Origin of the sequence: Acidovorax delafieldii 2AN, assembly GCF_000175235.1 — a bacterium.
In the GTDB taxonomy this organism is placed as follows: Bacteria; Pseudomonadota; Gammaproteobacteria; order Burkholderiales; family Burkholderiaceae_C; genus Acidovorax; species Acidovorax delafieldii_B.
This window is the reverse complement of sequence record NZ_ACQT01000039.1, coordinates 1-23015: the sequence shown is the minus strand read 5'-3', so window position 1 is coordinate 23015 and position 23015 is coordinate 1. Positions and strand designations below refer to the sequence as shown.

General features: G+C 66.2%; 18 protein-coding genes and 1 pseudogene. 9 read left to right on the top strand and 10 right to left on the bottom strand.

Annotated elements, in window-relative coordinates:
* Both ACDELDRAFT_RS08050 and ACDELDRAFT_RS08045 read right to left on the bottom strand, forming a co-directional pair.
* Nucleotides 1-396, bottom strand: a 396-nt coding sequence (locus tag ACDELDRAFT_RS08050) for a hypothetical protein (protein WP_005795368.1), incomplete at its 3' end; no start/stop codon positions are given.
* Nucleotides 393-1112, bottom strand: a complete 720-nt coding sequence (locus ACDELDRAFT_RS08045) for a TerC family protein (protein WP_005795367.1) — start codon at nt 1110-1112, stop codon at nt 393-395. The genes ACDELDRAFT_RS08045 and ACDELDRAFT_RS08050, both read right to left, overlap by 4 nt.
* A gap of 519 nt (nt 1113-1631) precedes the next feature.
* Here ACDELDRAFT_RS08045 and ACDELDRAFT_RS08040 point away from each other — a divergent pair.
* Nucleotides 1632-2102, top strand: a complete 471-nt coding sequence (locus ACDELDRAFT_RS08040; protein WP_040328482.1) for a DUF3717 domain-containing protein — start codon at nt 1632-1634, stop codon at nt 2100-2102.
* 109 nt (nt 2103-2211) lie between these two features.
* The gene (locus ACDELDRAFT_RS08035) at nt 2212-2517 is read left to right on the top strand and encodes a putative signal transducing protein (RefSeq protein WP_005795363.1); all 306 of its coding nucleotides are present in this window, start codon (nt 2212-2214) and stop codon (nt 2515-2517) included.
* Nucleotides 2518-2583: 66 nt separating this feature from the next.
* Here ACDELDRAFT_RS08035 and ACDELDRAFT_RS08030 read toward each other — a convergent pair whose 3' ends face one another.
* From ACDELDRAFT_RS08030 to purB, 3 genes are read right to left on the bottom strand one after another with little or no spacing between them, the layout of a single operon-like run.
* Entirely contained in the window at nt 2584-3144 is a 561-nt protein-coding gene (locus ACDELDRAFT_RS08030; RefSeq protein WP_005795361.1) for a YaeQ family protein, read from the bottom strand.
* 42 nt (nt 3145-3186) lie between these two features.
* A complete protein-coding gene (locus ACDELDRAFT_RS08025) occupies nt 3187-4236 on the bottom strand; it encodes an acyltransferase family protein (protein ID WP_005795359.1) in 1050 nt (349 codons plus the stop codon).
* A gap of 17 nt (nt 4237-4253) precedes the next feature.
* Complete coding sequence (gene purB, locus ACDELDRAFT_RS08020) at nt 4254-5633, bottom strand: adenylosuccinate lyase (protein ID WP_005795357.1); 1380 nt, start codon at nt 5631-5633, stop codon at nt 4254-4256.
* 102 nt (nt 5634-5735) lie between these two features.
* Between purB and ACDELDRAFT_RS08015 the strand changes: the two genes are divergently transcribed.
* On the top strand, nt 5736-6350 hold the full coding sequence (locus ACDELDRAFT_RS08015; RefSeq protein WP_005795355.1) for a glutathione S-transferase N-terminal domain-containing protein: 615 nt from the start codon (nt 5736-5738) through the stop codon (nt 6348-6350).
* Nucleotides 6351-6794: 444 nt separating this feature from the next.
* On the opposite strand, the gene ACDELDRAFT_RS08010 is transcribed toward ACDELDRAFT_RS08015, so the two are convergent.
* The 3 genes from ACDELDRAFT_RS08010 to glnE all read right to left on the bottom strand — a co-directional run bounded on the left by ACDELDRAFT_RS08010 (nt 6795) and on the right by glnE (nt 11819).
* Nucleotides 6795-7391 carry a glutathione peroxidase gene (locus ACDELDRAFT_RS08010; RefSeq protein WP_005795353.1) on the bottom strand — a complete coding sequence of 199 codons (597 nt, stop codon included), beginning with the start codon at nt 7389-7391 and terminating at the stop codon, nt 6795-6797.
* A 90-nt stretch (nt 7392-7481) separates the two neighbouring features.
* A complete protein-coding gene (locus ACDELDRAFT_RS08005) occupies nt 7482-8684 on the bottom strand; it encodes an HD-GYP domain-containing protein (protein ID WP_005795351.1) in 1203 nt (400 codons plus the stop codon).
* 363 nt (nt 8685-9047) lie between these two features.
* On the bottom strand, nt 9048-11819 hold the full coding sequence (gene glnE / locus ACDELDRAFT_RS08000) for a bifunctional [glutamate--ammonia ligase]-adenylyl-L-tyrosine phosphorylase/[glutamate--ammonia-ligase] adenylyltransferase (RefSeq protein ID WP_005795348.1): 2772 nt from the start codon (nt 11817-11819) through the stop codon (nt 9048-9050).
* 102 nt (nt 11820-11921) lie between these two features.
* On the opposite strand from glnE, the gene ACDELDRAFT_RS07995 reads away from it, so the two are divergent.
* The 4 genes from ACDELDRAFT_RS07995 (at nt 11922) to ACDELDRAFT_RS07980 (ending at nt 19553) form a co-directional block, all read left to right on the top strand.
* Nucleotides 11922-16073, top strand: a complete 4152-nt coding sequence (locus tag ACDELDRAFT_RS07995) for a YhdP family protein (protein WP_005795346.1) — start codon at nt 11922-11924, stop codon at nt 16071-16073.
* Entirely contained in the window at nt 16070-16885 is an 816-nt protein-coding gene (locus ACDELDRAFT_RS25610) for a carbon-nitrogen hydrolase family protein (protein ID WP_005795344.1), read from the top strand. The genes ACDELDRAFT_RS07995 and ACDELDRAFT_RS25610 overlap by 4 nt, the downstream gene beginning before the upstream one ends.
* 95 nt (nt 16886-16980) lie before the next feature.
* The gene (locus ACDELDRAFT_RS07985) at nt 16981-18924 is read left to right on the top strand and encodes a two-component system sensor histidine kinase NtrB (protein WP_420042318.1); all 1944 of its coding nucleotides are present in this window, start codon (nt 16981-16983) and stop codon (nt 18922-18924) included.
* On the top strand, nt 18924-19553 hold the full coding sequence (locus ACDELDRAFT_RS07980; RefSeq protein WP_005795340.1) for a response regulator transcription factor: 630 nt from the start codon (nt 18924-18926) through the stop codon (nt 19551-19553). Before ACDELDRAFT_RS07985 ends, ACDELDRAFT_RS07980 begins: the two co-directional genes overlap by 1 nt.
* Nucleotides 19554-19617: 64 nt before the next feature.
* Here ACDELDRAFT_RS07980 and ACDELDRAFT_RS07975 read toward each other — a convergent pair whose 3' ends face one another.
* Nucleotides 19618-20265, bottom strand: coding sequence for an OmpA family protein (locus ACDELDRAFT_RS07975; protein ID WP_005795338.1), 648 nt, complete (start codon nt 20263-20265; stop codon nt 19618-19620).
* 166 nt (nt 20266-20431) lie between these two features.
* The gene (locus ACDELDRAFT_RS25350; RefSeq protein ID WP_198403229.1) at nt 20432-20572 is read right to left on the bottom strand and encodes a hypothetical protein; all 141 of its coding nucleotides are present in this window, start codon (nt 20570-20572) and stop codon (nt 20432-20434) included.
* Between ACDELDRAFT_RS25350 and mltA the strand changes: the two genes are divergently transcribed.
* Both mltA and ACDELDRAFT_RS07965 read left to right on the top strand, forming a co-directional pair.
* On the top strand, nt 20505-21725 hold the full coding sequence (gene mltA / locus ACDELDRAFT_RS07970) for a murein transglycosylase A (protein ID WP_005795337.1): 1221 nt from the start codon (nt 20505-20507) through the stop codon (nt 21723-21725). The two genes, ACDELDRAFT_RS25350 and mltA, sit on opposite strands and share 68 nt — an antisense overlap.
* Before the next feature lie 521 nt (nt 21726-22246).
* A pseudogene (locus tag ACDELDRAFT_RS07965) lies at nt 22247-23015 on the top strand (hypothetical protein); the annotation flags it as partial.

The window sequence follows — 23015 nt, the reverse complement described above, 5'->3', positions numbered from 1 at the left end:
CTCGATCCGCGGCCGGCGCGCATCAACCACGCGGGCGGCGCCGAACTGCGCCTGCAGTTGCCCGGACAGCTCACCCAATGGGCCCTTGGCCAGCACGGTGGTCACGCCACTGCCGTCGGCCCGCAGCCAGGGCACCAGCCCGGCGAAAAGTTTGTCCGCCCATTTGTCGCGCCAGCTTTCGCGCGCACGATGGCTGACCCATTTACTGATGCGGTGCGTCATGCGAGGCGCGCAGGCCACCAGCACCCAGTGCGTGCCCGATGGGCCGGCGCCCGCGCGCAGCGGCGCGAGCAACTGGCGCGCCTGGTCGGCATCGTCCACATAGACGATGACAGGCACCGCAGACACCTTTGTCGATGCTTCGGCAGCGGCGGGTGTCGGCCGTACCGTCGTCATTGGCCCACCTCCGACACCGCAGCCGGTGCCGCCGCCGGCTTGCGGCGGTTGTGCAACCAGCCCGCCACCAGCACGCCCACGATGACCAGCGCGATCAGGCCCCAGTACGCCACCTGGTGAACCATCTCGGGGCCTTTGAAGACACCGGACAGAAACTTTTCATTGACGATCATCTTGCCGGCGGTGAACGCCAGCACGGCCGCGCCGAACTGGATGATGATGGGAAAGCGCTCCACGAGCTTGAGCACCATGGTGCTGCCAAACACGACGATGGGCACGCTGATCAGCAGGCCGATGATGACCAGGTCAAACGCGCCCTGCGCTGCACCGGCCACGCCCAGCACGTTGTCGATGCCCATCAGGGCGTCGGCGATCACGATGGTCTTCATCGCGCCCCAGAACGTGGTGGCCGCGGGGCTGCCATGCTCATCCTCGCCACCGTCTTCCGCCAGCAGCTTGTAGGCGATCCACAAAAGGCCCAGGCCACCGATGAGCATGAGGCCGGGAATCTTCAGCAGCCAGACCACCACCACCGTCATGGCCGAGCGCACGACAATGGCACCCACGGTGCCCCAGACGATGGCTTTTTTCTGCAGGTGCTTGGGCAGACTGCGCGCAGCCAGCGCGATCACGATGGCGTTGTCGCCGGCCAGTACGAGGTCGATCAGAATAATGGCCAGCAGCGCCGTCAGCCATTGGGTGGAAAACATATCCATGGGCAGGTTCCGAGTTGTATGTTGGTATGCAATTCAACAACCCGCTGCAGAAGAGATGACCCACAGGCCCGGCCCCCGACGGGGGTTGCGAGCGCGCTTCGACCAGACCTGCAGCGGGGTCCAATCGAAGGTCTTGCTCGGCGCACTGGCCCGCGCCAGGGGCGGGTCAGCTGGAACGTGCCCGACAAGCCGGAAGCGGTGCTTCGTACTGACGACTTGCCGATGCCCCGGCATCGCAGCACGACCACTCGTGCACTGCGTACGGGGCGGGGAGCTACTCCCCTTCGAAGCCGCGATTGAACCACAGGCGCCAGCAGGCACGCAAGCGCAGCGCGACTACGGCAAACCCCTTGATTCAAGCCAAATCAGCCTGTAGCGCTCAATTCACAAGCGCCATCAGCTATCAAAAAAGGAGTGATTTAGCATTGGCAGTCACCCCGCACCCCCTGGGGCCGTTCGCCTGAAAAGCAAGCCTGCAAGGCCGGTGCAGCTATGATCCACGCCCCTCCGCCGCACGCCATGGCCGACATCCACATCACCGACATCGAAGCCGCCATCAACCACTGGCGCGCGCGGGCCCCGGCCACCATGGAAGCCGCCTTGGCCCCTCCAATCAGCGCGCTTGCCGAGGTGTATGCGCGCATGGTGTTCCGCCACGAGGACGCGACCGACGAGCAGCAGCTGCCCCCCCAGGCGCATGCGGCCTGGCTGGCCTGGTACGACACCACGCCCGACACGCCGTGCATTGCCATCTGCTCCACCAGCCAGGGCGACGACGTGTGCAAGGGCTGTGGGCGCAGCTTTGACGAAGTGCAGTTCTGGCCGGCCATGTCCCCCGCCGAAAAGCGGACCGTGTGGCGGCGCATCACCCTCGACCACACCGCGTGGCGCTTCAACCGCTACGCCGAGCGTGCCACCGAAGGCCCTGCTGACGCCCTCGGGGGCGCACCCGAAAGCGCCCCGCCCGTCGCGGCAGTGCCCGTGCGCTGAGGGGCCGCGAACACTGGCCGCCGTCGCCGGGCAGCCCGCGACCCGCGCAGATCCTGCTCCTGGGCTCCGCCCCCTGTACGCGCCGCCGGCGACGCGCTATGGTGGGGCCATGCTGCGTCTCACCCAGGCCCCAAACATCGCCATTGCCACGCTGTGGGCCGATCTGCTGTGCGAAGCGGGCATGCGCGCCTCGGTGCAGCGGCAGTACCTGGGCGCTGCGGCCGGGCACCTGCCCCCGGACCAGTGCCTGCCCGAGATCTGGCTCGCGCACGAAGAGCACGCCGAACGCGCCCGGGCGCTGTTACAGGACCTGCGCGACCTGCCGCAGCGCCACTGGAGATGCCGCTGCGGCGAGCTGGTGGAAGGCGGCTTCGAGCAATGCTGGCAGTGCGGCGCCCTGATGCCGCGCGTCTGATCCTCGGGAACGGCGGGCTGAGAACCGAGCACAAATCAGCGCCAGGTTCCGGCCCCGATGACCGCGTCACTTCCAGCGAACCGGCTCCACGTGCACGCTGCCCAGCTGGCTGCTGAGCGTGAGCGAGCCCTCTTGCAGCGTGGCCTGCAGCTGCATGCTGCGCTCGGCCAGCCCAGCAAGCTGCTGCGATGCCTCGGCGGGAATGCGCCACACCTGCAGCTTGTCCAGCCGTGAGAGCTTGCCTTCGATGCCCTTCCACCACACCTCGGCCGCATGATGGAAGCAGTAGACGACCACTGCGTCGGCCTTGCTGCAGGCCTTGGTGAGGGGCTTGTCCTCGGGTTGCCCCACCTCGATCCACACCCGCTTGCGTCCGGTGAAATCGGTCAGCGACGCGTCGGGGTCGTCCGGATCAGACAGGCCGGCGCCAAACGCCAGCGTGCCATCGCCGTTGCACAGATCGTTGAGCTGGTGCGCCTGGATGGCGAGCGCCGCCAGCCGCACCATCATGCGCTCGTCGGTCTCGCTGGGATGCCTTGCCAGCGTCAGCGCGTGGTCGGCGTAGTAGCCGTGATCGATGTCGGCGATCGCCAGGCTCGCCTTGAAGATGGTGGATTTGATGGCCATGGGACCCAGAAATGAAGAAAGGGGGAGGCTGCTGCCAGCGACTCAGGCCGTAGCCATCGATACTGGGGCGGATTCTCGGCGCGGCTTGAACCCTAAGAACGGCCTCTCCAGCAAATGCCACGACAGGGCGGCGAGAACCAGAGTACCCGAAATGCTCAACCCAGTTGTTACCGCAAAACCCATGTGGCTGCCAAAGGTCCATGTGACGGTCTGTTGCACCGGAAAAGCGTAGATGTAGAGACCGTACGAAAAATCGCCCCATCTTCCGGCCTGCCGCAGCACGGGCGTCGAAGCCGTTCCCCAGATCACGCCCACGGTAGCGATGATCAACAACGGGGCCTGCCCCCCGATGACCGTCGGGCCGGCAAAATAAAGCAAGAGCAGCAAGAGCACCAGCCCTCCCGCTGTCAGCATGCGTTGCGGCAACCACACGCTGCGCCAGCATGCCAGACTGGCACCGACGGCAAACATCATGGCGTACTGCAGCAGCGGGGACCATGCGGGCATCGGTTCGCCAGACGCAGGACTGTAGCGCCATTGCAGCACCGCGGCCAAGGCAAGCAAAAGGAGTGGTGCAAAGGTACGCCGTTCTACCAGGCCAAGCATGCCCAGCAGCGCGAGAGCCGCATAACATGTGACTTCCAGCGGGATGGTCCAAAGCGGACCATTGACCGACGATGGGAATGGATTGCCGTCAAACACCCCAGGCAGGGCATAACGTGTATCCAACCACAGGTTGGCGACATACTGCCGTGTCAGCGGATGGCCCCAATATTCAGCAGACGGCAATGTGCTGACCAGAGGGCCGAGCACGGCGGCGCCAAGAACCACCGCAGCGGCCAGCCCCGGCCAAATACGTAACGCACGCCGTGCTGCAAAGCGCAGCAGATTCGGATCTGCCAGCCATGAGAGAGTCACCAGGTAACCGCTGATCGCAAAAAACAGCACGACGCCGATAGCCCCCGGCTCGTTGTGCCAAAACAGTGGCACCGGCTTTCCCATGATCGCGAATTGATGGCCCCAGATGACTAGCAGGGCCGCAGTCAGCCGCAATGCGTCAAAATTGTTGCTGCGGTTGGCCACTTCGTGCACGGTGCGCGCTTGTCTAATCAGGCGCGGCGCGCCAGTTCGGCGGCCTTGCCCACGTAGCTCGCGGGCGTCATGGCCAGCAGACGATCCTTCTCGGCCTCTGGAATCTCCAGCGAGCGGATCAGGCCGTGCAACGCCTCGGCCGTCACGGTCTTGCCGCGCGTGACTTCCTTGAGCTTCTCGTAGGCGCCCTGCACGCCATAGCGGCGCATCACCGTCTGGATGGGCTCTGCCAGCACTTCCCATGAGGCGTCGAGGTCCTGGGACAGGGCCTCCTCGTTGAGCTCCAGCTTGTTCAGGCCAGTCAGCAGCGACGAGTGCGCCAGGGCGGCGTACCCCAGGGCCACGCCGATGTTGCGCAGCACGGTGCTGTCGGTCAGGTCGCGCTGCCAGCGGCTGATGGGCAGCTTTTCGCTCAAGTGCTTGAGCAGCGCGTTGGCCAGGCCCAGGTTGCCTTCGGCGTTCTCGAAGTCGATGGGGTTGACCTTGTGCGGCATGGTGGACGAGCCAATCTCGCCGGCCTTCAGGCGCTGCTTGAAGTAACCCAGGCTCACGTAGCCCCAGATGTCGCGCGACAGGTCGATGAGGATGGTGTTGGCGCGCGCCACGGCGTCGAACAGCTCGGCCATGTAGTCGTGCGGCTCGATCTGGATGCTGTAGGGCTGGAACGTGAGGCCCAGGCCCAGGGGCTCGGGCGTTTCGATGACCCTCTTGCTGAAGGTCTCCCAGTCAAACTCGGGCCAGGCGGCCAGGTGGGCATTGTAGTTGCCCACGGCCCCGTTCATCTTGCCCAGGATCTTGACGGCGGCAATGCGCGCGCTGGCGGCTTGCAGGCGCACGAGTACGTTGGCCATTTCCTTGCCCACGGTGGTGGGGCTGGCCGTCTGCCCGTGCGTGCGGCTGAGCATGGGCACGTCGGCATAGGCATGCGCCATTTCGCGCAGCTTGAGGATGATGCGGTCCAGGCCCGGCAGCACGACTTGATCGCGGCCCGCGCGCAGCTGCAGCGCATGGCTGGTGTTGTTGATGTCTTCGCTGGTGCAGGCAAAGTGCACGAACTCCGAGGCTTTTTCCAACTCGGGACGGGCCTCGAACTTGCTCTTGATCCAGTATTCCACGGCTTTCACATCGTGGTTGGTGGTCTTCTCGATCTCCTTGATGGCAGCGGAATCGGCTTCGGAGAAATTCTTGACCAGGCTCAGCAGGTAGGCGCGCGCACCGGTGGTGAGCGGCTTGAATTCGGCAAAACCGGCATCCGACAGCGCAATGAACCACGCCACCTCCACCTGAACGCGACGGTGCATGTAGCCGTGTTCGCTCATGATGGGCCGCAGCGCGGCAAGTTTGGGGGCATAGCGGCCGTCGAGCGGCGACAGGGCAGTGATGGTGGACAGGCTCATGGCGCGAGATTGTAGGCTGCGCACCACGGTCGGCGGCGGGCGGGCCGCTGCCGATAGAATCAATCGCGTATGGATCAGCCCACCCCGCGCACTGGAAAAAACATGAAATTGATCGGAGCCTCCGCCAGCCCCTACGTGCGCAAGGTGCGCATCGTGATGGCAGAAAAAAAGCTCGACTACCAGTTTGTGCAGGAGAACGTGTGGGCCGATGACACCACCATCACACGCTCCAACCCGCTGGGCAAGGTGCCCTGTCTGGTGATGGAGGGCGGTGAGGCGGTATTTGATTCGCGGGTGATCGTGGAATACCTCGACACGCTCTCGCCCGTGGGCAAGCTCATCCCCGCCCAAGGACGCGAGCGCGCCGAGGTCAAGACCTGGGAAGCCTTGGCCGATGGACTTGTGGATGCTGCCATCCTCGCGCGCCTCGAAGCCACCTGGGCCGGCCGCCAGGACAGCGAGCGCAGCCAGGCCTGGATTGACCGCCAGCTGCGCAAGGTGAACGACAGCCTCAAGTCCATGAGCCAGGGCCTGGGCGACAAGCCCTATTGCAGCGGCATTCACCTGAGCCTGTCGGACATCGCCGTGGGATGCGCACTGGGCTGGCTGGAGTTCCGTTTTCCCCAGATCGGCTGGCGCAGCGAGCACCCCAACCTGGGCCGGCTGCTCGACAAGCTCATGCAGCGCCCAAGCTTCGCGGACACCCGCCCTGCCTGATTGCCGGCAAGGACATCTCAAGAAACCGGCCGTGCCGGTTTTTTATGCCGCAATCATTGCCCGAGAGCCGTGCGGCACCCATTCCCACGCGCCCGCAGAGACCGCCACATCTCATGCACGAAGCAGACCGCCATCCAAGGCAACAGCAAGGGCAATTGGCGCGATGCCGAAGAGCTTCAAAAAAATGAGAAATGGATGACCGACTCCCCTCCAGGCCGGTCTCCGGAAGAAAAGAGTTGCGAAGCGTCCCGAAACGAATAAGAGAGGGAGGGAGGAGAAGCGCTTCAGGAGGTCAGTCGGAACCCGGAGGACCGAAAGGCTTCGCAACGTCAAACTGGTAGAAGGCGCGCTGAGCACCCTTGCATTGAACAGAGTGGGGGAGTTTCGGCAAAGTTCCAGACCCTCATGTGAAAAAGTTACGAAAGAAGTAACCAGTTCATGGGGTCAGTGGCCGGCCGAAACCGCAAGTTGCTGCTCAATGGCGCGGACCACCGAAGGATTGTCTGGCGCCGTGCGGCTGGAATAGCTGCCGACCAAGCGGCCGTCGCGCCCCAGCAAGTATTTATGGAAATTCCAGCGCGGTGCGCCACCCGCCAGCTGGGCCAGTTGGCGGTACAGCGGAGAGGCCTGCGCGCCCGTGACGCTGCTCTTGGCGAACATCGGAAATTTCACGCCAAAAGTGTTCTCGCAGAAGTCCGCAATCTGCTGGTTGCTACCGCTCTCTTGTGCAAAGTCGTTGGATGGAAAGCCCAGCACCACCAGCCCCTTGTCCTTGTAGCGTGCATAGAGGTCTTCAAGGCCTTTGTACTGGCCTGTGAAGCCACAATAGCTGGCCGTGTTCACGATCAGCACCACCTTGCCGCTGTACTGGCAAAGTGATTGGGGCTTTTCATCTTGTAACCTATCGAAGGTGTGCTGCAGCGTGGCCGGGCACGGCGGTGCATCCCCGGCATGCACCGCCGTGCAGGTGGTGAAAAGTGCTGCCCAGGCAGCCGCGCGCAACATGGCCCAAGGACCTGGGCGGGATATCGACAGCATCATGGTCATCTCCTGGAGGCTGGCACCATTGTCATCAAAGCACTCATCCCTGTTCTGTGCAGGGGTTGCACGGCATGCCACGCCGAGCGGCAGCTACACCAGGGGCAACAGCCGCTCGAGGGACAGCTTGACACGCACATCGCGGAACGCCACCACCGAGGCAATCTTCCATGCGGGCTGCGAGGTGTCGCGCGGGATCAACTCGCCGGTGGGCATGCCATCACGGTTCATCACCACGGCCACACGCGGCGTTGTGGCCGTGGAGCCGCGCCGGAGCACCACGGCGACTTCCTGGGTGGCAAGCCGCACAAAGGCCCCGGGTGGATAGACGCCCAGCGTCTTGACCAAGGCAGCGCCTGCCTCGTCCACCTGGTGCTCTTCGTCGTAGTAGCTGGCCTGCATGGCGGCGGTGACGGGCATGGGCGCGCGGGCAAGGCGTGGCGCCAGCCGAGCGCCAAAGATGTCGGCACGCTGGAGAAGGCGCGCCATCTGCTGCGCCTCGGATTTTTTTGCGAACGGCCCCGGGGTGCGGTGGTGGTGGCACTGCACCGCCTCCAGCCATACCGGGTCGGCCACGCCCAGTTGGCGCAACATCTGCGCCGACCGGCTGGCATGGTTTTCCACGGCGGCGATCTGGGCTGCCGTGAGCGGGAGCGACTGCTGGGCGAGCTGGTCCTGCAGCTCGGTCATCGCGATGTTCATGGTGAGCGCCGCCTGGCCCAGCTGCTGTACCCGTGCCGCCGGCCAGCGCAGCATCTCGCGGGCCACGATCATGCAAACGCAGCTCACCAGCATCGCATGCGTGGCGCTGTACATATGCGTTTCCTGGGCCGAGAGATAGATCAGCGCCAGCAGCGTGGCATCGGGCACCTGTTCGCAGGAACGCGCGAGTTCGGCATGCAGCGCCTGGAACCGCCCATCGAAGTCGCCGGCAGAAGGCGAACGCAGGAGCTGCGTGGCACGCAGCTGCAACTCCGGCCATTGCGCCACCTCCTTGGCCCCACGCGCCCGTCCGGCCGGCGCCCCTGCCTGGATCTTCATCGAGGCGATCTGACCCAGGGACGTATCGGACAGCAGCATTTTTTGCAGCTGGGCCAGGTAGGCGCGGTGGCTGTCACCCGATTCATCGGTGTCGACGCAGAGTTGCAGCCCCCGCGAAACCATCACGTCCAGTTCGGCGCGCGTGCGAACCACATAGCCTTTTTGCGCCAGCAACGCTCCATCGGCGCCACGCAGCACAAAAGGCAGCGGGTGGCCCAACTGGATGGATTCGATGTTGAGGGCAACAAGATTCATGGGTCTCGTTACATTATCTAACGATTGCAGTGTCCGTAAGGGCGGACAAACCCGGTCAATGCGTGCCTGTTCGGCCCGCTGGGCAAGCGATCTGCCCGAGCCGTACGCCGCGCTGTTGACGCGCGTTTTGCGCGGCCGATGCTGCGGGGCAGGCGCCAAAAGAGGGCAGCCTTCGGCGACGGGCCGCGCAGTTCCTCGCCTGGCACAGTGCAACCGGGACGCCGGTGGGCAGGATGAATCTGTGCGGGCAGCAGTCCCGAAAATGCTGGCTACGGGGCTACGGGGCTACGGTCGACTCGGGCCATCGCGACAAGGCCCGCACAGGCGCAGTCACCTGCACGACCAAGATCCGCATCGGGCGACTCAGGTGACCGTGCGAACGGGCGCCTCACCAAACACCGCGCGCCAGAGGGTCAGCACGGCATCCCGTTCGGCCTGCAGCGCAGGCGGCGTGACCTCGGTGGGGACCTCGTCCAGGCGCGCCCGGTGCTGCACCCGGCGCAGCTCACGATAGGCATCGGCGGCGGCATGCCCCACGCCAGCAGGCAGCAGCCCGACTTGCTCTGCACGCTGCAGCAGGGCGATGTTGCCCACATTGCCGACCAGCTCGGGGTGGCGGCCCGAATGCGCCAGCACGAGGTACTGCACCGCGAACTCGGCATCCACCATGCCGCCCGGGCTGTGCTTCACATCGAACTGCCCGTCGCGCGTGGCATGGGCCGCACGCACACGCTCGCGCATGGTCACGATTTCCTCGCGCAGCGACACGGGGTCGCGCTCGGCGGTGATGACGGCCTCGCGCACGGCGTCAAAACGGGCATGCAGGGCCTCACTGCCCAGGACGAAGCGCGCACGCGTCATGGCCTGGTGCTCCCATGTCCAGGCGGTGTTGCTGCCGCGCTGCTGTTGGTATTTCGCGTAAGCATCGAAACTGGTCACCAGCAGCCCGGAATTGCCGTTGGGCCGCAATGCGGTGTCGATTTCGTACAGGTCGCCTTCGCCCGTCTTCACCGTAAGCCAGTTGATGAGCTTGCGCACGAACGCGGCATAGATTTCCGGCGCCCGCTCATCCTCATCGTCGAAGACAAACACGATGTCGAGATCGCTGCCATAGCCCAGTTCCTTGCCGCCCAATTTGCCATAGCCGATGATGGCGAACTGCGGTGTTTCGCGGTGCCTGTTCTTGAGCCGGCTCCAGCACCACTGTGCGGAAACACGCAGCACGCTGTCGGCCAGGGCGCTCAGATCGTCCGCCACCTGCTCAACGGTGATGCGGTGCTCCACATCCCGCGCAAGTGTGCGGAACGTCTCGGCATGCTGAGCGCGGCGCAGCAGATTCAGAAGGGTTTCGTCATCGTCTTCGCCGGTGGACTGCAGCGAGGCCAGCCGCAGGGCCAGCTCACGTTCAAAATCGGCCACCACGAAGCGTTCGGCCAGCAGCGCGTCGCCCACCAGTTCATCGATCACCCCAGGGTGCTGGAGCAGGTAGCGCGCTGGCCAACGAGCGGCGCCCAACAGGTGCAACAGTTGCTCATGCACCGAAGGGCGCTCGAGCAGCAGGGCCAGATAACTCTCGCGCCGCAGCAGGGGCTCGAGCCAGTTGACCAGGCGAACTGCCGCTTCGCTGCTGACGCGCCCTTCTGCGAGCCACTGCGCGGTGCGCTGGATCAGCCGGAACAGGCGCGCGCGGGCCTCGTCGCGCAATGCGCTCACCCGGGGATGGGTACGCCACTCGGCCACGCGCTCGCGAAAGCCAGCAGGCAACTGCTCAAGCAGGCCTTCGAGTTCTGGCGGCGGGGTGGCACCCGCGCGCGGGCCGCCGCAGCCACCACCATTGCATTCCTTCTTGCCGCTCCCCCCCAGAAGCGTGTCGAATTCCTGGGCCACCAGTTCGCGGTGGGCATCGAGCTCATGCAGAAACCCGCAGCAGTCGGTGTAGCCCATGGTCTGCGCAATCCAGGCCAGGTCGTCGTCCCGTGCGGGCAGCACGTGGGTCTGCTGGTCATCGAGGTACTGGATGCGGTGTTCGACGCGGCGCAAAAACACATACGCCCGCGCCAGCGCCTCAGCCGTCTCCCGGGGCATGAGGCCTGCCTGCGCCAGCCGTTGCAGTGCATCCAGCGTGGGGCGGCGGCGCAACTCGGGGAATTGCCCGCCGCGCACCACCTGGAGCAGCTGCACGGTGAATTCGATTTCGCGGATGCCGCCGCGCGAGAGCTTGACATCATTGGCGCGCTCGGGGTGCCCGGCACTGCGCCGGGCAGCGTGTTCGCGGATCTGCCGGTGCAGGGTGCGCAGCGCGTCGAACACGCTGTAGTCCAGGTAGCGGCGGAACACGAACGGCAGCACGACGCTGCGCAGCGCCAGCACCTGCGCACCGCCGATGCAGTCACGCGGCGCCACCACCCGGCTCTTGAGCCAGGCAAACCGCTCCCATTCCCTCCCCTGCACCTGAAGGTACTCTTCCAAGGCCGCCAACGACACTGCGGCCGGGCCGGAATTGCCATTGGGCCTCAAGGCCAGGTCCACCCGGAAGACAAAGCCATGCTCGGTCGTGTCGCCCACCAGGCTGTAGATGATCTTCACCGCGTGGGCGAAGTACTCGTGGTTAGTGATGCGGCCGCGCCCATCGGGGTTGCCGGCCGTTTCGCCATCCTGCGCATAAACGTAGATGAGGTCAATGTCGCTCGATACATTGAGTTCGCGCGCACCCAGCTTGCCCATGCCGATCACCCAGAGCGGCACGGCCTGTCCGTCGGCCCCCAGCGGCGCGCCGTGGCGCCCATCGAGTTCGCGGCGGGCCTGCAAGCACGCTTGGTCGAGAGCGAACTCGGCCAGTTCGGTGACCGCGCGGGTGATATCGACCAGCGGCGCGCCCGCCTCGCAATCGAGCCGTATCAGCCGCTCCATGACCAGCTGGCGCAGCACGCGCAGGGCGGTGCCCGTGTCACAGCCCCTCGCCTGCAGGGCAGCGAACGCCTGGGCCATGGCTTCGCGCACTGGCGCCCCCGGCGGCAAAAGGGCCAAGTCTTGTGCGTAACGGCGGTGCAGGCGCTGGAAGAAGCGAGAGTAGTCGGCTAGGCCGGCCGGCAGGGCACCCATGCCGTCTGTGGGCTCAACGGGCTTCATCATCATAAGGGAGTGCGCTGCGTGCGGCCGCATACATAAGGACACCGGTTTTCACTGAACCCACCGTTCGGTCGCGGGTCATAATTCCTGCCACATTCAAGCCCACCAATGATCGATCCATCAAACCGCCCCACACCCCTGCTGCGCTTCGTCGCAGGGTTCGCGCGGTGGTCACTGGGTTGCATGCTGGCTCTATGGCTGCTGCTGACCGCCGCCTGGGGGGCGTTGCATGGCTGGATTGTGCCGCGTATTGGCGAGTTTCGCCCGCAACTCGAAGCCCAGGCCGCACGGGCGCTGGGGGTACCGGTGCGCATCGGCTCCATCACGGCGCGGTCCGAGGGGCTGATTCCCTCCTTCGAGCTGCTTGGAGTGGCGCTACTGGACGCCCAAGGCCGTCCCGCGCTGCAGCTGCCACGTGTGGTTGTGGCGCCATCGCCGCGCTCGCTGCTGCATTGGGGTTTCGAACAGCTCTACATCGAGCACCCCGACCTTGACATCCGCAGACAGGCGGACGGGCGCATCGTGGTGGCAGGCCTCACTTTCTCCGAGAGCGCTGGCAACAACAACGCTGCGGCGGACTGGCTGTTTTCGCAAGGCGAGGTCGTCATCCGCGGTGGCACGCTGCGCTGGACCGACGAGCAGCGCGGCGCCCCAGAACTGGCGCTGGAAAACGTCGATGTGCTGCTGCGCAACGGCAGCTGGCAGCACAACATGCGCATTGCCGCCACGCCCCCGTCAGCCTGGGGCGACCGTTTCACGCTGACGGGAAGATTCCGCGCTCCGCTGCTGCGCGCCAACGATGGCAACTGGCAGCACTGGAGCGGCCAGCTCTTCGCCGATTTCACGCGGGTGGATGTTTCACGGCTGCGCCACCATGCGGACGTGGGGGTCGAGGTCGCGCAAGGAAGAGGCGCTCTGCGCGCCTGGGCCGACGTGCAGCGTGGGCAGATCGTCGGCGGCACGGCCGACCTGGCGCTGACCGACGTCAACGCCACATTGGGGCCCCAGCTCCAGCCGCTGACGCTGCCGTCCATCGAAGGACGGCTGGGGGGGCGGCGGCTGGAAGGTGGTTTCGAGTTCTACACCCAGGGGCTGCAATTCGTTGCCGACGATGGCCTCGTGTGGCCAGGAGGCAATCTGCGCCTGCAATACACGGGCGCCGCAGGGAAGGCGCCCGCCCAGGGCGAGTTGCGGGCAGACCGGCTCGACCTCGCCGCACTGGCGCAGATCGGCAGCCGCCTGCCCCTCGGGCCCACCGCGCACACCGCTTTGCAGACATACACCCCCGAAGGTCTCGTGAACGACGTGTACGCCACGTGGCGCGGCCCGCTCGACGCATTGCAGCAATACCAGGTGCGCGGCAAGGTGCAGGGCCTCGCATTGGCCGGACGGGACCGGGAGGCAGGCAACTCCGTGCCCGGGCTTCGGGGTGCTAATGTGGACATCGACATGACGCACAGCGGCGGCAAGGCGAGCCTAGCCATTGCCTCGGGCGCGCTGGTCCTGCCGGGAGTCTTCGAAGACCCTGTGCTGCCGCTCGACCAACTCAGCGCAGAGATGCGCTGGCAGGTGGACGGAGAGCGCATCTCCGTCAACGCCAGCAATGTGCGATTTGCCAATGCCGACGCGCAGGGCGAGTTGCGCGCCACCTGGCACACCAGCGACGCCCGCCAGGCCCCCCGGTTTTCCCGCTTCCCCGGCGTGATGGATCTCTCGGGCACGCTGAGCCGGGCCGATGGCACGCGGGTGCACCGCTACCTTCCCCTGAGTATTCCCGCCGACTCGCGCCACTATGTGCGCGATGCCATCCAGGCCGGCAGCGCAAGCAACGTCCAGTTTCGCGTAAAGGGCGATCTGCTCGACATCCCCTTCAACGACCCACGCCAGGGAGAGTTCCGCATTGCCGCACGTGTCAAGGACGTGGTGTACGCCTACGTCCCTCCCCGGCTGCAACCGGCCGACGCGCTGCCCTGGCCGGCCCTCACGCAACTGGGGGGTGAGCTGATTTTCGAACGCTCTTCGATGCAGGTGCGCGGCGCCACCGGCAGCTTCGCGGGCACACCCGGCGTGCGGCTGGCAAAAGTCGATGCGCAGATTCCCGATCTGGGCCATACCGTGGTGGCCGTGCATGCCGACGCTCGCGGCCCCCTGCCCGAACTGTTGAGCATCATGCGCACGTCGCCCCTGGCCCGCATGACCGGCCACGCCCTCGACCAGGCCAGCGGCACCGGCAATGCCGATCTGCAACTGCGACTGAGCCTGCCGATCAGCGACATCCAGAAGTCGAAAGTGCAGGGCAGCGTGGCGCTGGCGGGCAACGACGTGCACATCACACCAGAAACCCCGCCCCTCGCGCGCGCGCGTGGCACCGTGCAGTTCAGTGACACGGGGTTTTCCGTGAGCGGAATACAGGCACGTGCGCTGGGCGGCGACCTGCGCCTGGAAGGCGGCATGCGGGCACTGCCACCGAACGCGGCCCCCACCGAGGCCGCCGTGCAGGTGCGGGCACAGGGCACGGCCACCGCTGAGGGGCTGCAGCAAGCGCGGCAGCTGGGCATGCTGTCGCAACTGGCGCGCAGCGCCACAGGCAGCACCACCTATGCGTTGGCGCTGGCCTTTCGCAGGGGCGCGCCCGAAATCCAGGTGACCACCAGCTTGCAGGGCCTGGCACTCGGGCTGCCGGCTCCGCTTGGCAAGACGGCCGATGCCGCGCTGCCCGTGCGTTTCGAGACCCAGCTTGCGCGCGAGTCCCTGGCCGCCGTTCCTGCGGGCGCGGCACCGCCGCCGCTGCGCGAGCAGATCACGCTCGATTTCGGCTCCCTGGGGTCGGCCCGCTACCTGCGCGAAACGCAGGGCGCCCAGACCCGCGTGCTGCGCGGCGCTATCGGTATCGGGTTGGCAGGGGGAGAAACCGTGCCGCTGCCCGCTGAAGGAGTGGCTGCGAACATCAACGCCACACAGATCGACGTGGACGCCTGGGAAAAAGTGCTGGGCCAGGCCACGAACACCGGCGCAACGGTGGCCACGGGCGGCCCCACCGCCGGTGCTGCCCCGTCAACCCCGCTGGCCCAGGACTACCTGCCAACCACCCTCGCGGTGCGCGCGCAGGCGCTGACCACGCAAGGCCGCACACTGCACAACGTACTGATGGGGGGCTCGCGCGAAGGCTCCACCTGGCGGGCCAACCTGGATGCGGATGAGCTCGACGGTTATGTCGAATACCGGCAGGCCGGGCCCCGCGACAACGCGACGGGGCGTGTGTATGCCCGCCTCGCACGCCTGAAGCTGCCGCAAAGCGCAGCCACGCAGTTCGAGACGATGCTTGAAGAACAGCCGGGCACGCTGCCGGCGCTGGACATCGTGGTGGACGACTTCGAGTTGCGCGGCCGCAAGCTGGGGCGCGTGGAGATCGAGGCCCAGAACCGCGGCGGCGACACCGCCCAGCGCGAATGGCGGCTGAGCAAGTTCAACATCCTGGCGCCCGAGGCAAGCTTCACGGGCAGCGGCAACTGGGCGGTGATGGCGGGCAGCGACCGGGCCCAGCACCGACGCACCGTGATGAATTTCCAGCTCGACATCCGCGATTCGGGCGAACTGCTGGCACGCTTTGGCATGGACAACGTGGTGCGCCGGGGCAAGGGGCGCATGGAAGGGCAGGTGGCATGGATCGGTGCCCCCATGAGCCCCGACTACCGCTCAATGACCGGGCAGATCAAGCTGAATGTCGAGTCAGGCCAGTTCCTCAAGGCTGACCCTGGCATAGCCAAACTGCTCGGCGTGCTGAGCCTGCAATCGCTGCCTCGACGGCTGACGCTGGACTTCCGTGACGTGTTCAGCGAGGGCTTCGCGTTCGACTTCGTGCGGGGCGATGTGCGTATCGAGCAGGGCGTGGCCATCACCAACAATCTGCAGATGAAGGGTGTGAACGCGGCCGTGCTCATGGAAGGGCGCGCCGATATCGACCACGAGACACAAGACCTGCACGTGGTGGTCGTCCCTGAGATCAACGCCCTCACTGCGTCGCTGGTGGCGACTGCCATCAATCCGGTCATCGGGCTGGGCAGCTTTCTGGCGCAGGTGTTTCTGCGCGGCCCCCTGATCGCGGCCGCCACCCAGGAGTTCAAGGTGGACGGTACCTGGACAGACCCGCACATCGTGCGTATCCCGCGGCGCGGCCGCGAACCGGACAACGTGCCCGCCCCTGCGGGCGCGGCAGAAGGGCGCGAGACGCCAGCCCCGCCCGCAGGAGAGTCGCCATGAAAGTCGCCGCCCTGCAGATGGTTTCGGGCACGCAGCGCGAGGCCAACCTCGCGGTGGCGCGGGGCCTGCTTGAACAGGCCGCCCGCGCAGGTGCCGAACTGGCCGTGTTGCCCGAATACTTCTGCGCCATGGGGATGCGCGACACCGACAAGCTGGCACTGCGCGAGGCCGCAGGCGAAGGAGTGGTGCAAGCGTTTCTCGCCCGCGCGGCGCGCGAATTGCAGATGTGGGTGGTGGGCGGCACCTTGCCCTTGCAGACAGCCCACCCGCAACGCGTTCACAACACCACGCTGGTCTACGCCCCATCGGGCGAGTGCGCGGCGCGCTACGACAAGATCCACCTCTTTCGCTTCGACAATGGACGTGAGCATTTCGATGAAGGCCGGGTGATCGAGGCCGGCTCGGCGCCCATGCACTTCGACCTGCAGGCGCGCACGGGGCATACCTGGCGCATCGGCCTGAGTGTCTGCTACGACCTGCGCTTTCCTGAGCTCTATCGCCTGCATGCCCGCGCGGGCGCCGACCTGTTGCTGGTGCCTGCCGCCTTCACCCACACCACCGGTCAGGCCCACTGGGAGCTGCTGCTGCGCGCGCGGGCCGTGGAGAACCTGTCCTACGTGTTGGCCGCCGCGCAGGGCGGACTGCATGAAAACGGCCGCCGCACCTGGGGGCATAGCATGGTTGTCGAACCATGGGGACGCGTGGCGGCATCGCTGCCCGAGGGCGCAGGTGTGGTGCTGGCCGAGCTCGATGCAGGCCGTGTGCGCCAGGTGCGTGCGCAACTGCCGGCACTGGAGCATCGCGTCCTGTGACCCCGCCGCCGCGCACCCGCTCACCCTGGCAGCGCTGGCGCAGCGCCTGGCGACGGTGGTCCCTGTGGACGCTTCTCGTGGTGCTGGTGGCGTCCATGCTTGTCACGCTGGTGTGGCTGGCCGGGCGCTATGAAGCCAGCCAGGTGCAGTCGCGGCTCGAGCGGGACACCGCCGATGCCGTTTCGGATGTCCGCAGTGCACTCACGCGCAATGTGCAGAGTCTGCAGGCCTTGCAAGCGGGCGACCCGGCCCCCATGGCCTGGGAGATCAACGCCGCCGAACTGCTGCGCCAGCGCCGCGAGCTGGTGCGCATCGAGTGGCGCGACGCCAACTTGCGCCTGCGCACCTATGCTCAGAGCCCTTATCGACCGGTTTCGTGGGACGCCGGCAGCCGCGAGAGTTCGCACTCCGATGCCGCGCTGGCCTGCACCAACGCCCGCAGGCTGGGCGGCCCGGCGTATTCGAGCAGCTACTTCCAGCCCCACGGGGACGGCCTGGGCTCGGAGATGATGGAACTCTGCCTGCCGCTCAGCGGCACGGGCCGGCCCGCCGGCTATGTGGTGGCCACCTACGCGCTGCAGGAGATGCTGGTGGATCTGGTGGGCCACAACCTCACCCGCAGCCAGGAGGCCTCGTTCACCGAGGCCGATGGCACCCGCCTGGCGGTACTGGGCGCGGCCCGGCGCGGCTCACGCATGTTCACGGCGCAGCACCTGCTCGATCTGCCGGGCACCGCGCTGGTGATGCGCATGGACAGCTGGCACGGCGCACCCAGCCTGTTTCCCAATGTGCTGACCGCGCTGGTCACCGCCATGTCGATTGCGCTCGTCACCGTGATGGTGGTGCTGGTGCGGGACAACCGCCGCAGGTTGCGCGCCGAAAGGGATCTGGCGGACGCACTGGCCTTTCGCAAGGCCATGGAAGACTCCCTCGTCACGGGCCTGCGCGCACGCGACCTGCAAGGCCGCATCACCTACGTCAATCCGGCGTTCTGCGCCATGGTGGGATTCAGCCCGCAGGAACTGCTGGGGCAAAGCACGGCCGCCCCTTACTGGCCGCCCGAACTCGCCGAGGAATACCGCCAGCGGCAGGCCACGCGCTTTGCCGGCGACCTGCCGCCGCGCCATGGTTTCGAATCGGTGTTCATGCGCAAGGACGGCACGCGTTTTCCTGTGCTGATCATCGAAGCCCCCCTGATCAATGCCCAAGGGCTGCACACCGGCTGGATGAGCGCGTTCTTGGACATCAGCGAGCAGCGCCGCATTGAAGAACTCTCCCGGGCTTCGCAGGAGCGCCTGCAAGCCACCGCGCGTTTGGCCACCGTGGGCGAAATGGCGTCGCTGCTGAGCCACGAACTGAACCAGCCCCTGGCGGCCATCTCGAGCTACGCCACCGGTTCGCTGAACCTGCTGGAATCCAGCGCGCTCCCCGGGGCCGATGGCGCCGCCAACCTGCAGGACGTGCGCATGGCCGTGCAGCACATTGCCCGCCAGGCCGAGCGCGCCGGCCGGGTGATCAAGAGCGTGCACGACTTCGTGCGCCGCCGCGACCAGACCCGCGAAGCCGTGCCGCCCCAGGAGCTGCTCGATGCCATCCTGCCGCTCATCAGTCTGCAGGCCCGCAAGCTGGGCGTGCGGGTCCAGACGTCGGTCGAACCCGGGCTGCCGCGCACGCTGTGCGACCGCACCATGGTCGAGCAGGTGCTGCTGAACCTGGCCCGCAACGCCATGCAGGCCATGGACGACCCGGCCATCCATCCGCGCATCCTCGACATCCGCGTGCGCCGCGGCGCATCGAACGCCTACAGCGGGTGGCTGGAATTTTCGGTCACGGACGGCGGTGGCGGCATTCCGCCCGAAGTGGCGCAACAGTTGTTCACCCCCTTCTTCACCACCCGCGCCGAAGGCATGGGGCTGGGCCTGAGCATGTGCCGCACGGTGGTCGAACAGCACGGCGGTTTTCTCGCCTTCGAGCCCCACGCGCCGCGTGGTACGGTATTCACTTTCACCCTGCCCGTCTGCCAACCGGCCCTCACCTGATGGAACCCGTCTCTAACGCCCTTGTGTACATCGTGGACGACGATGCAGGCGTGCGCGAAGCGCTTGCATGGCTGCTGCGCTCGCGCCGCCTGCTCAGCGAGTCATTTGACAGCGCGGAAGCTTTTGAGGTGATGCTGCAAGCCCGCTCGGCGCAGCGGCAGCCCTGCTGCCTGTTGCTGGATGTGCGCATGCCAGGCATGAGTGGCCTGGCCCTGTTCGACCTGCTGCTCGCACGCGGCGAGCTGCCCGGCATGCCCGTGATTTTTCTCACCGGCCACGCCGATGTGCCTACCGCAGTCGACGCAGTCAAGCGCGGTGCGTTCGACTTCTACGAAAAACCGTTTTCGGATAATGCCTTGGTTGACCGCATCGAAAAAGCCCTGGCGCGGTCAGCCGCCCACCTGGAGCAACTGCGCGAGCGAAGCAGCCTCGAGGAACGCCTGCACGACCTCACCGAACGCGAGCGCGACGTGATGGACCTGGTAGTGGCGGGCCTGCCCAACAAACTGATTGCCGATCAGCTCGACATCAGCGTGCGCACGGTGGAAGTGCACCGTTCGCGCGTGTTTGACAAGATGCAGGTGAAATCAGCGGTGGAACTGGCCAACTTGCTGCGCAAGGGCCCCTGAAGGCCCTGCGCTGGCAGTTACCTTAAAAGCCGTCGCATCTGCAGCAACGGCCGCTGCAGCGGTGTCAGCCGCGTGAGCGCTCGCCCACGAAAATCTCCACCCGCCGGTTGCGGCTGCGGCCTTCGGCGGTTGCGTTGGTGGCAATCGGTTGGCGCTCGCCCATGCCTTCAACCGAGATGCGGCGGCCATCCACCCCCCGGTTCATGAGGTAATTGCGCGTGCTGGAGGCGCGGTTGACCGAAAGCGGATCGTTCACCGCGTCGCTGCCGGTGTTGTCGGTGTGGCCCACGATGCGCACATCCGTCTCTGGATGGGCGCGCAGCCCTTCGGCGAAGCGGTCAAGCACCGGGGCGAAGTTCGGCTGGATGTCGGCCCGGCCGACGGCGAAGGAGATGTCGCTTGGAATATCGAGCTTGAGCTGGTTGTCCTGCGTCTGCGAAACAGCAATGCCCGTGCCACGCGTGGCCTGTTCCATTTCGCGCTTCTGGCGCTCCATGTTCTGCGACCAGATATACGTACCCAGGGCCCCTACGCCCGCGCCCACCACAGCGCCCGTGCCGGCATGCCCGCCCGTGGCAGACCCCAGCACGGCTCCTGCGAGCGCGCCCACACCCGCCCCGGTGGCGGTGCGGCGCTGGGTGTCGCTCATGTCGGCACATCCAGAGGCCAGGAGAACAACGGCGGCAACGCCGGGAATGAGGTATTTGCGCATGGCGAGGCTCCTTGTAAGAGAGGAAGGGTTGAAAGCCGATCAACCCGATCGTGGTGCAACATTGTGCGCGCGTTGGAACTCCACGGCATCCGCCCCGAGACACCTGCCCTGTAGGACGAATGCGCAATCCACCCCCCGCTGGTGCTCGCTGGCAGCATCCATGCCTTCAGGCATCGTGCCGATCACGCCCCTGGTCGGGTGGCGGCCCCTTCAGTTCGCCGCGCTTGCGCCCGGCAAACATGGTCCACCAGACGATCAGCCCCAGTACCACCAGCGCCAGCAACGCTTCAAGCAAAATCAGCCCCATGAAATTGACACTCCTGCGCCTCGTGATGACGGCGTTGATTGTAGGAACGCTGGCCGCCTGCTCGACCACCCCTGCGCCCAGCCCCACACGGCCCGGGGCCATGCCGCCGCCCGCTGCTGGCACCGCGGCGATCGATGGCGATACCGCCCCCCTGCCACCGCCCATGGCCCAGCCCAAGAGCCGCTGGGTGCCCGTGCGCTGGGCGGAGTTGCCCGGCTTTTCCGACGACGCCCTGCACGAGGCCTGGAACTCGTGGATCAAAAGCTGCGAGCGGCCCGTCGCGCCCTTTACGGCGTTGTGCAGCGAAGTGCGCCGGCTCAGCATTGCCACCGGCGATGAGCAACGCGCGTGGATGGTCTCGCGCCTGCAGCCCTACCGCGTGGAAGCCAGCGACGGCAACCCCGACGGGCTGCTGACCGCCTACTACGAGCCCATGATGGACGCGGCCCGGCAGCCCGGCGCCGGCTTCACGGTCCCTATCTACCGCCTTCCCGCGGGCTACGGCGCGCGCAAGCCCTGGTACACGCGCCAGCAGATCGAAACCCTGCCCGAGGCACAGGCCGCACTGCAGGGCCGCGCCATCGCCTGGCTGCGCGACCCGGTCGAATCCATGGTGCTGCACATCCAGGGGTCGGGCCGTCTGCGCATCACCGAGGCCGATGGCACCATATCAATGGTGCGTGTGGCCTACGCGGGCACCAACGACCAGCCCTACCAGAGCATTGGCCGCTGGCTGCTCGACCAGGGCTACACCCGCGACGCCACCTGGCCCGGCATCCGCGCCTGGCTGGCCGCCAACCCCCAGCGCACCAACGAACTGATGTGGGCCAACCCACGCTACGTCTTCTTCAAGGAGGAGCCTTTGGTGGGCATGGACGCGGGCTTCGGCCCCCGTGGCGCGCAAGGCGTGCCGCTCACCCCCGGGCGCTCGATTGCCGTGGACCGGCAGAGCATTCCGTACGGCACGCCGGTGTGGCTGGCATCCACCGGCCCCCAGGTACAGCTCAACCGCCTGGTGCTGGCGCAGGACACCGGCAGCGCCATCCTGGGTGCCGTGCGTGCCGATTACTTCACCGGCTGGGGCCCCGAGGCGGGCGACATTGCGGGGCGGCTCAAACAGAACCTGCGGCTGTGGGTGCTGTGGCCGCGGTGAAATTTGACTGTTTTGGCCGGGAGCGCTCGAAATACAAGTGCATACAGCTATTTAATTGATAGCACGCAACAGATCCGCCGGCGAGGACATCCCCGGCTCCGATGCCGGGGGCCAGCGACGGTGCAAGCGGTCACCTTACCGCAGCGCGTGAAAGCCATCGGCATTGCTACGTGACTCCTCTCAACTAGCTCCGGCGCCAACCTCCAGACGGCTCCACGCCAACGGGTGAGGGCGCGCGCCGGAATCGGCCCCCACGCCGGACGAGGGTCGAGAGCCCTTCAGACAGCTCCACCGCAACGGATGGGGCCCTCGCTTCGTCCAGCCGAGCCCATAGGTTACAGGCCTCTGCCTTGAAATACACACCGATCCAAGCCAGCGTCGCAGTGATGAGAATGAATGGGCGGGAGTGACTGGCCAAAGAAAAAGGCCGTCGAGACCAAGCCCCTCGCTTAACCTGTTGAAAAGTGGGGCCTGATTCGGCATACTGCCCCGTAAGTTCAACGACTTACGGGGCAGTTTTCTTGGTATCTCCAATCACGCCTCCAGCACCCCCGAAGGCACGGATTCCGGAGGACTCGGAATATGCGTTCTTTAGCGGTGCCAAGCGACCGCTGCAAGTCAACTTCTGCAAGAACCCGCGCTGCACCAATTACGGCGTGCCTCCGGCGGTTGCGGTGAAGTGTGCGCGACGGGCCAAGGCAGGCGCTGCTCCTGGCGTCGACTACCGGCTCGGCGCGTTCTTCGTCCGACTGGGCAAGGAGCTGTCGGTCGACGCCAAGCGCAAGGTCATCCGCCGCTCGAAAGACACGTTCGCGGCCGAGTGCGATGCGAACCCGGAGCTCGATGAGCACCAGGTCAAGGTGCTGATGATGAAGCGGGAGCTCGCCGCGGCGGCCACGATTGGCAAGTGGTCGGACCGCTGGGCGGTGCACCCGTTTCCGAATCAGGCCGAACCCGAGAAGGCAGTCTGCTACCTCACCGACTTCGGGGACCTGGACGAGGACCACAAGGCCCGGTTGCACCTGAAGGCCAGCCTGCACGCCATCGACCGATTCTTCATGTCTGTGCGCCGGCGCCTGAACATGCTGGAGCGGCCAGTCGCGACCTCCAGCAGGGCTGGGCGGACTTGGTACGGCTACAGTGCCTACCAGCCGGAGAACATCGGCAAGCTGCTGACCGTCTTCAGGGTCTACTACAACTACTGCCTCGCTGGCCGCGACGGCATGACACCAGCCATGCGCCTGGGTCTGACCAGCGCGCCAATCAGCCCGTCCGAACTCCTCGGCCAAT

Coding starts and splice junctions, on each gene's coding strand:
- purB (WP_005795357.1), bottom strand. CDS start 5,633: ATGAGCCTGTCCACCATCACTGCCCTGTCGCCGCTCGACGGCCGCTAT.
- ACDELDRAFT_RS08005 (WP_005795351.1), bottom strand. CDS start 8,684: ATGAATCTTGTTGCCCTCAACATCGAATCCATCCAGTTGGGCCACCCG.
- ACDELDRAFT_RS08010 (WP_005795353.1), bottom strand. CDS start 7,391: ATGATGCTGTCGATATCCCGCCCAGGTCCTTGGGCCATGTTGCGCGCG.
- ACDELDRAFT_RS07975 (WP_005795338.1), bottom strand. CDS start 20,265: ATGCGCAAATACCTCATTCCCGGCGTTGCCGCCGTTGTTCTCCTGGCC.
- ACDELDRAFT_RS08040 (WP_040328482.1), top strand. CDS start 1,632: ATGGCCGACATCCACATCACCGACATCGAAGCCGCCATCAACCACTGG.
- glnE (WP_005795348.1), bottom strand. CDS start 11,819: ATGATGATGAAGCCCGTTGAGCCCACAGACGGCATGGGTGCCCTGCCG.
- ACDELDRAFT_RS07985 (WP_420042318.1), top strand. CDS start 16,981: ATGCTTGTCACGCTGGTGTGGCTGGCCGGGCGCTATGAAGCCAGCCAG.
- mltA (WP_005795337.1), top strand. CDS start 20,505: ATGGTCCACCAGACGATCAGCCCCAGTACCACCAGCGCCAGCAACGCT.
- ACDELDRAFT_RS08030 (WP_005795361.1), bottom strand. CDS start 3,144: ATGGCCATCAAATCCACCATCTTCAAGGCGAGCCTGGCGATCGCCGAC.
- ACDELDRAFT_RS07980 (WP_005795340.1), top strand. CDS start 18,924: ATGGAACCCGTCTCTAACGCCCTTGTGTACATCGTGGACGACGATGCA.
- ACDELDRAFT_RS25350 (WP_198403229.1), bottom strand. CDS start 20,572: ATGGGGCTGATTTTGCTTGAAGCGTTGCTGGCGCTGGTGGTACTGGGG.
- ACDELDRAFT_RS07995 (WP_005795346.1), top strand. CDS start 11,922: ATGATCGATCCATCAAACCGCCCCACACCCCTGCTGCGCTTCGTCGCA.
- ACDELDRAFT_RS25610 (WP_005795344.1), top strand. CDS start 16,070: ATGAAAGTCGCCGCCCTGCAGATGGTTTCGGGCACGCAGCGCGAGGCC.
- ACDELDRAFT_RS08015 (WP_005795355.1), top strand. CDS start 5,736: ATGAAATTGATCGGAGCCTCCGCCAGCCCCTACGTGCGCAAGGTGCGC.
- ACDELDRAFT_RS08035 (WP_005795363.1), top strand. CDS start 2,212: ATGCTGCGTCTCACCCAGGCCCCAAACATCGCCATTGCCACGCTGTGG.
- ACDELDRAFT_RS08045 (WP_005795367.1), bottom strand. CDS start 1,112: ATGGATATGTTTTCCACCCAATGGCTGACGGCGCTGCTGGCCATTATT.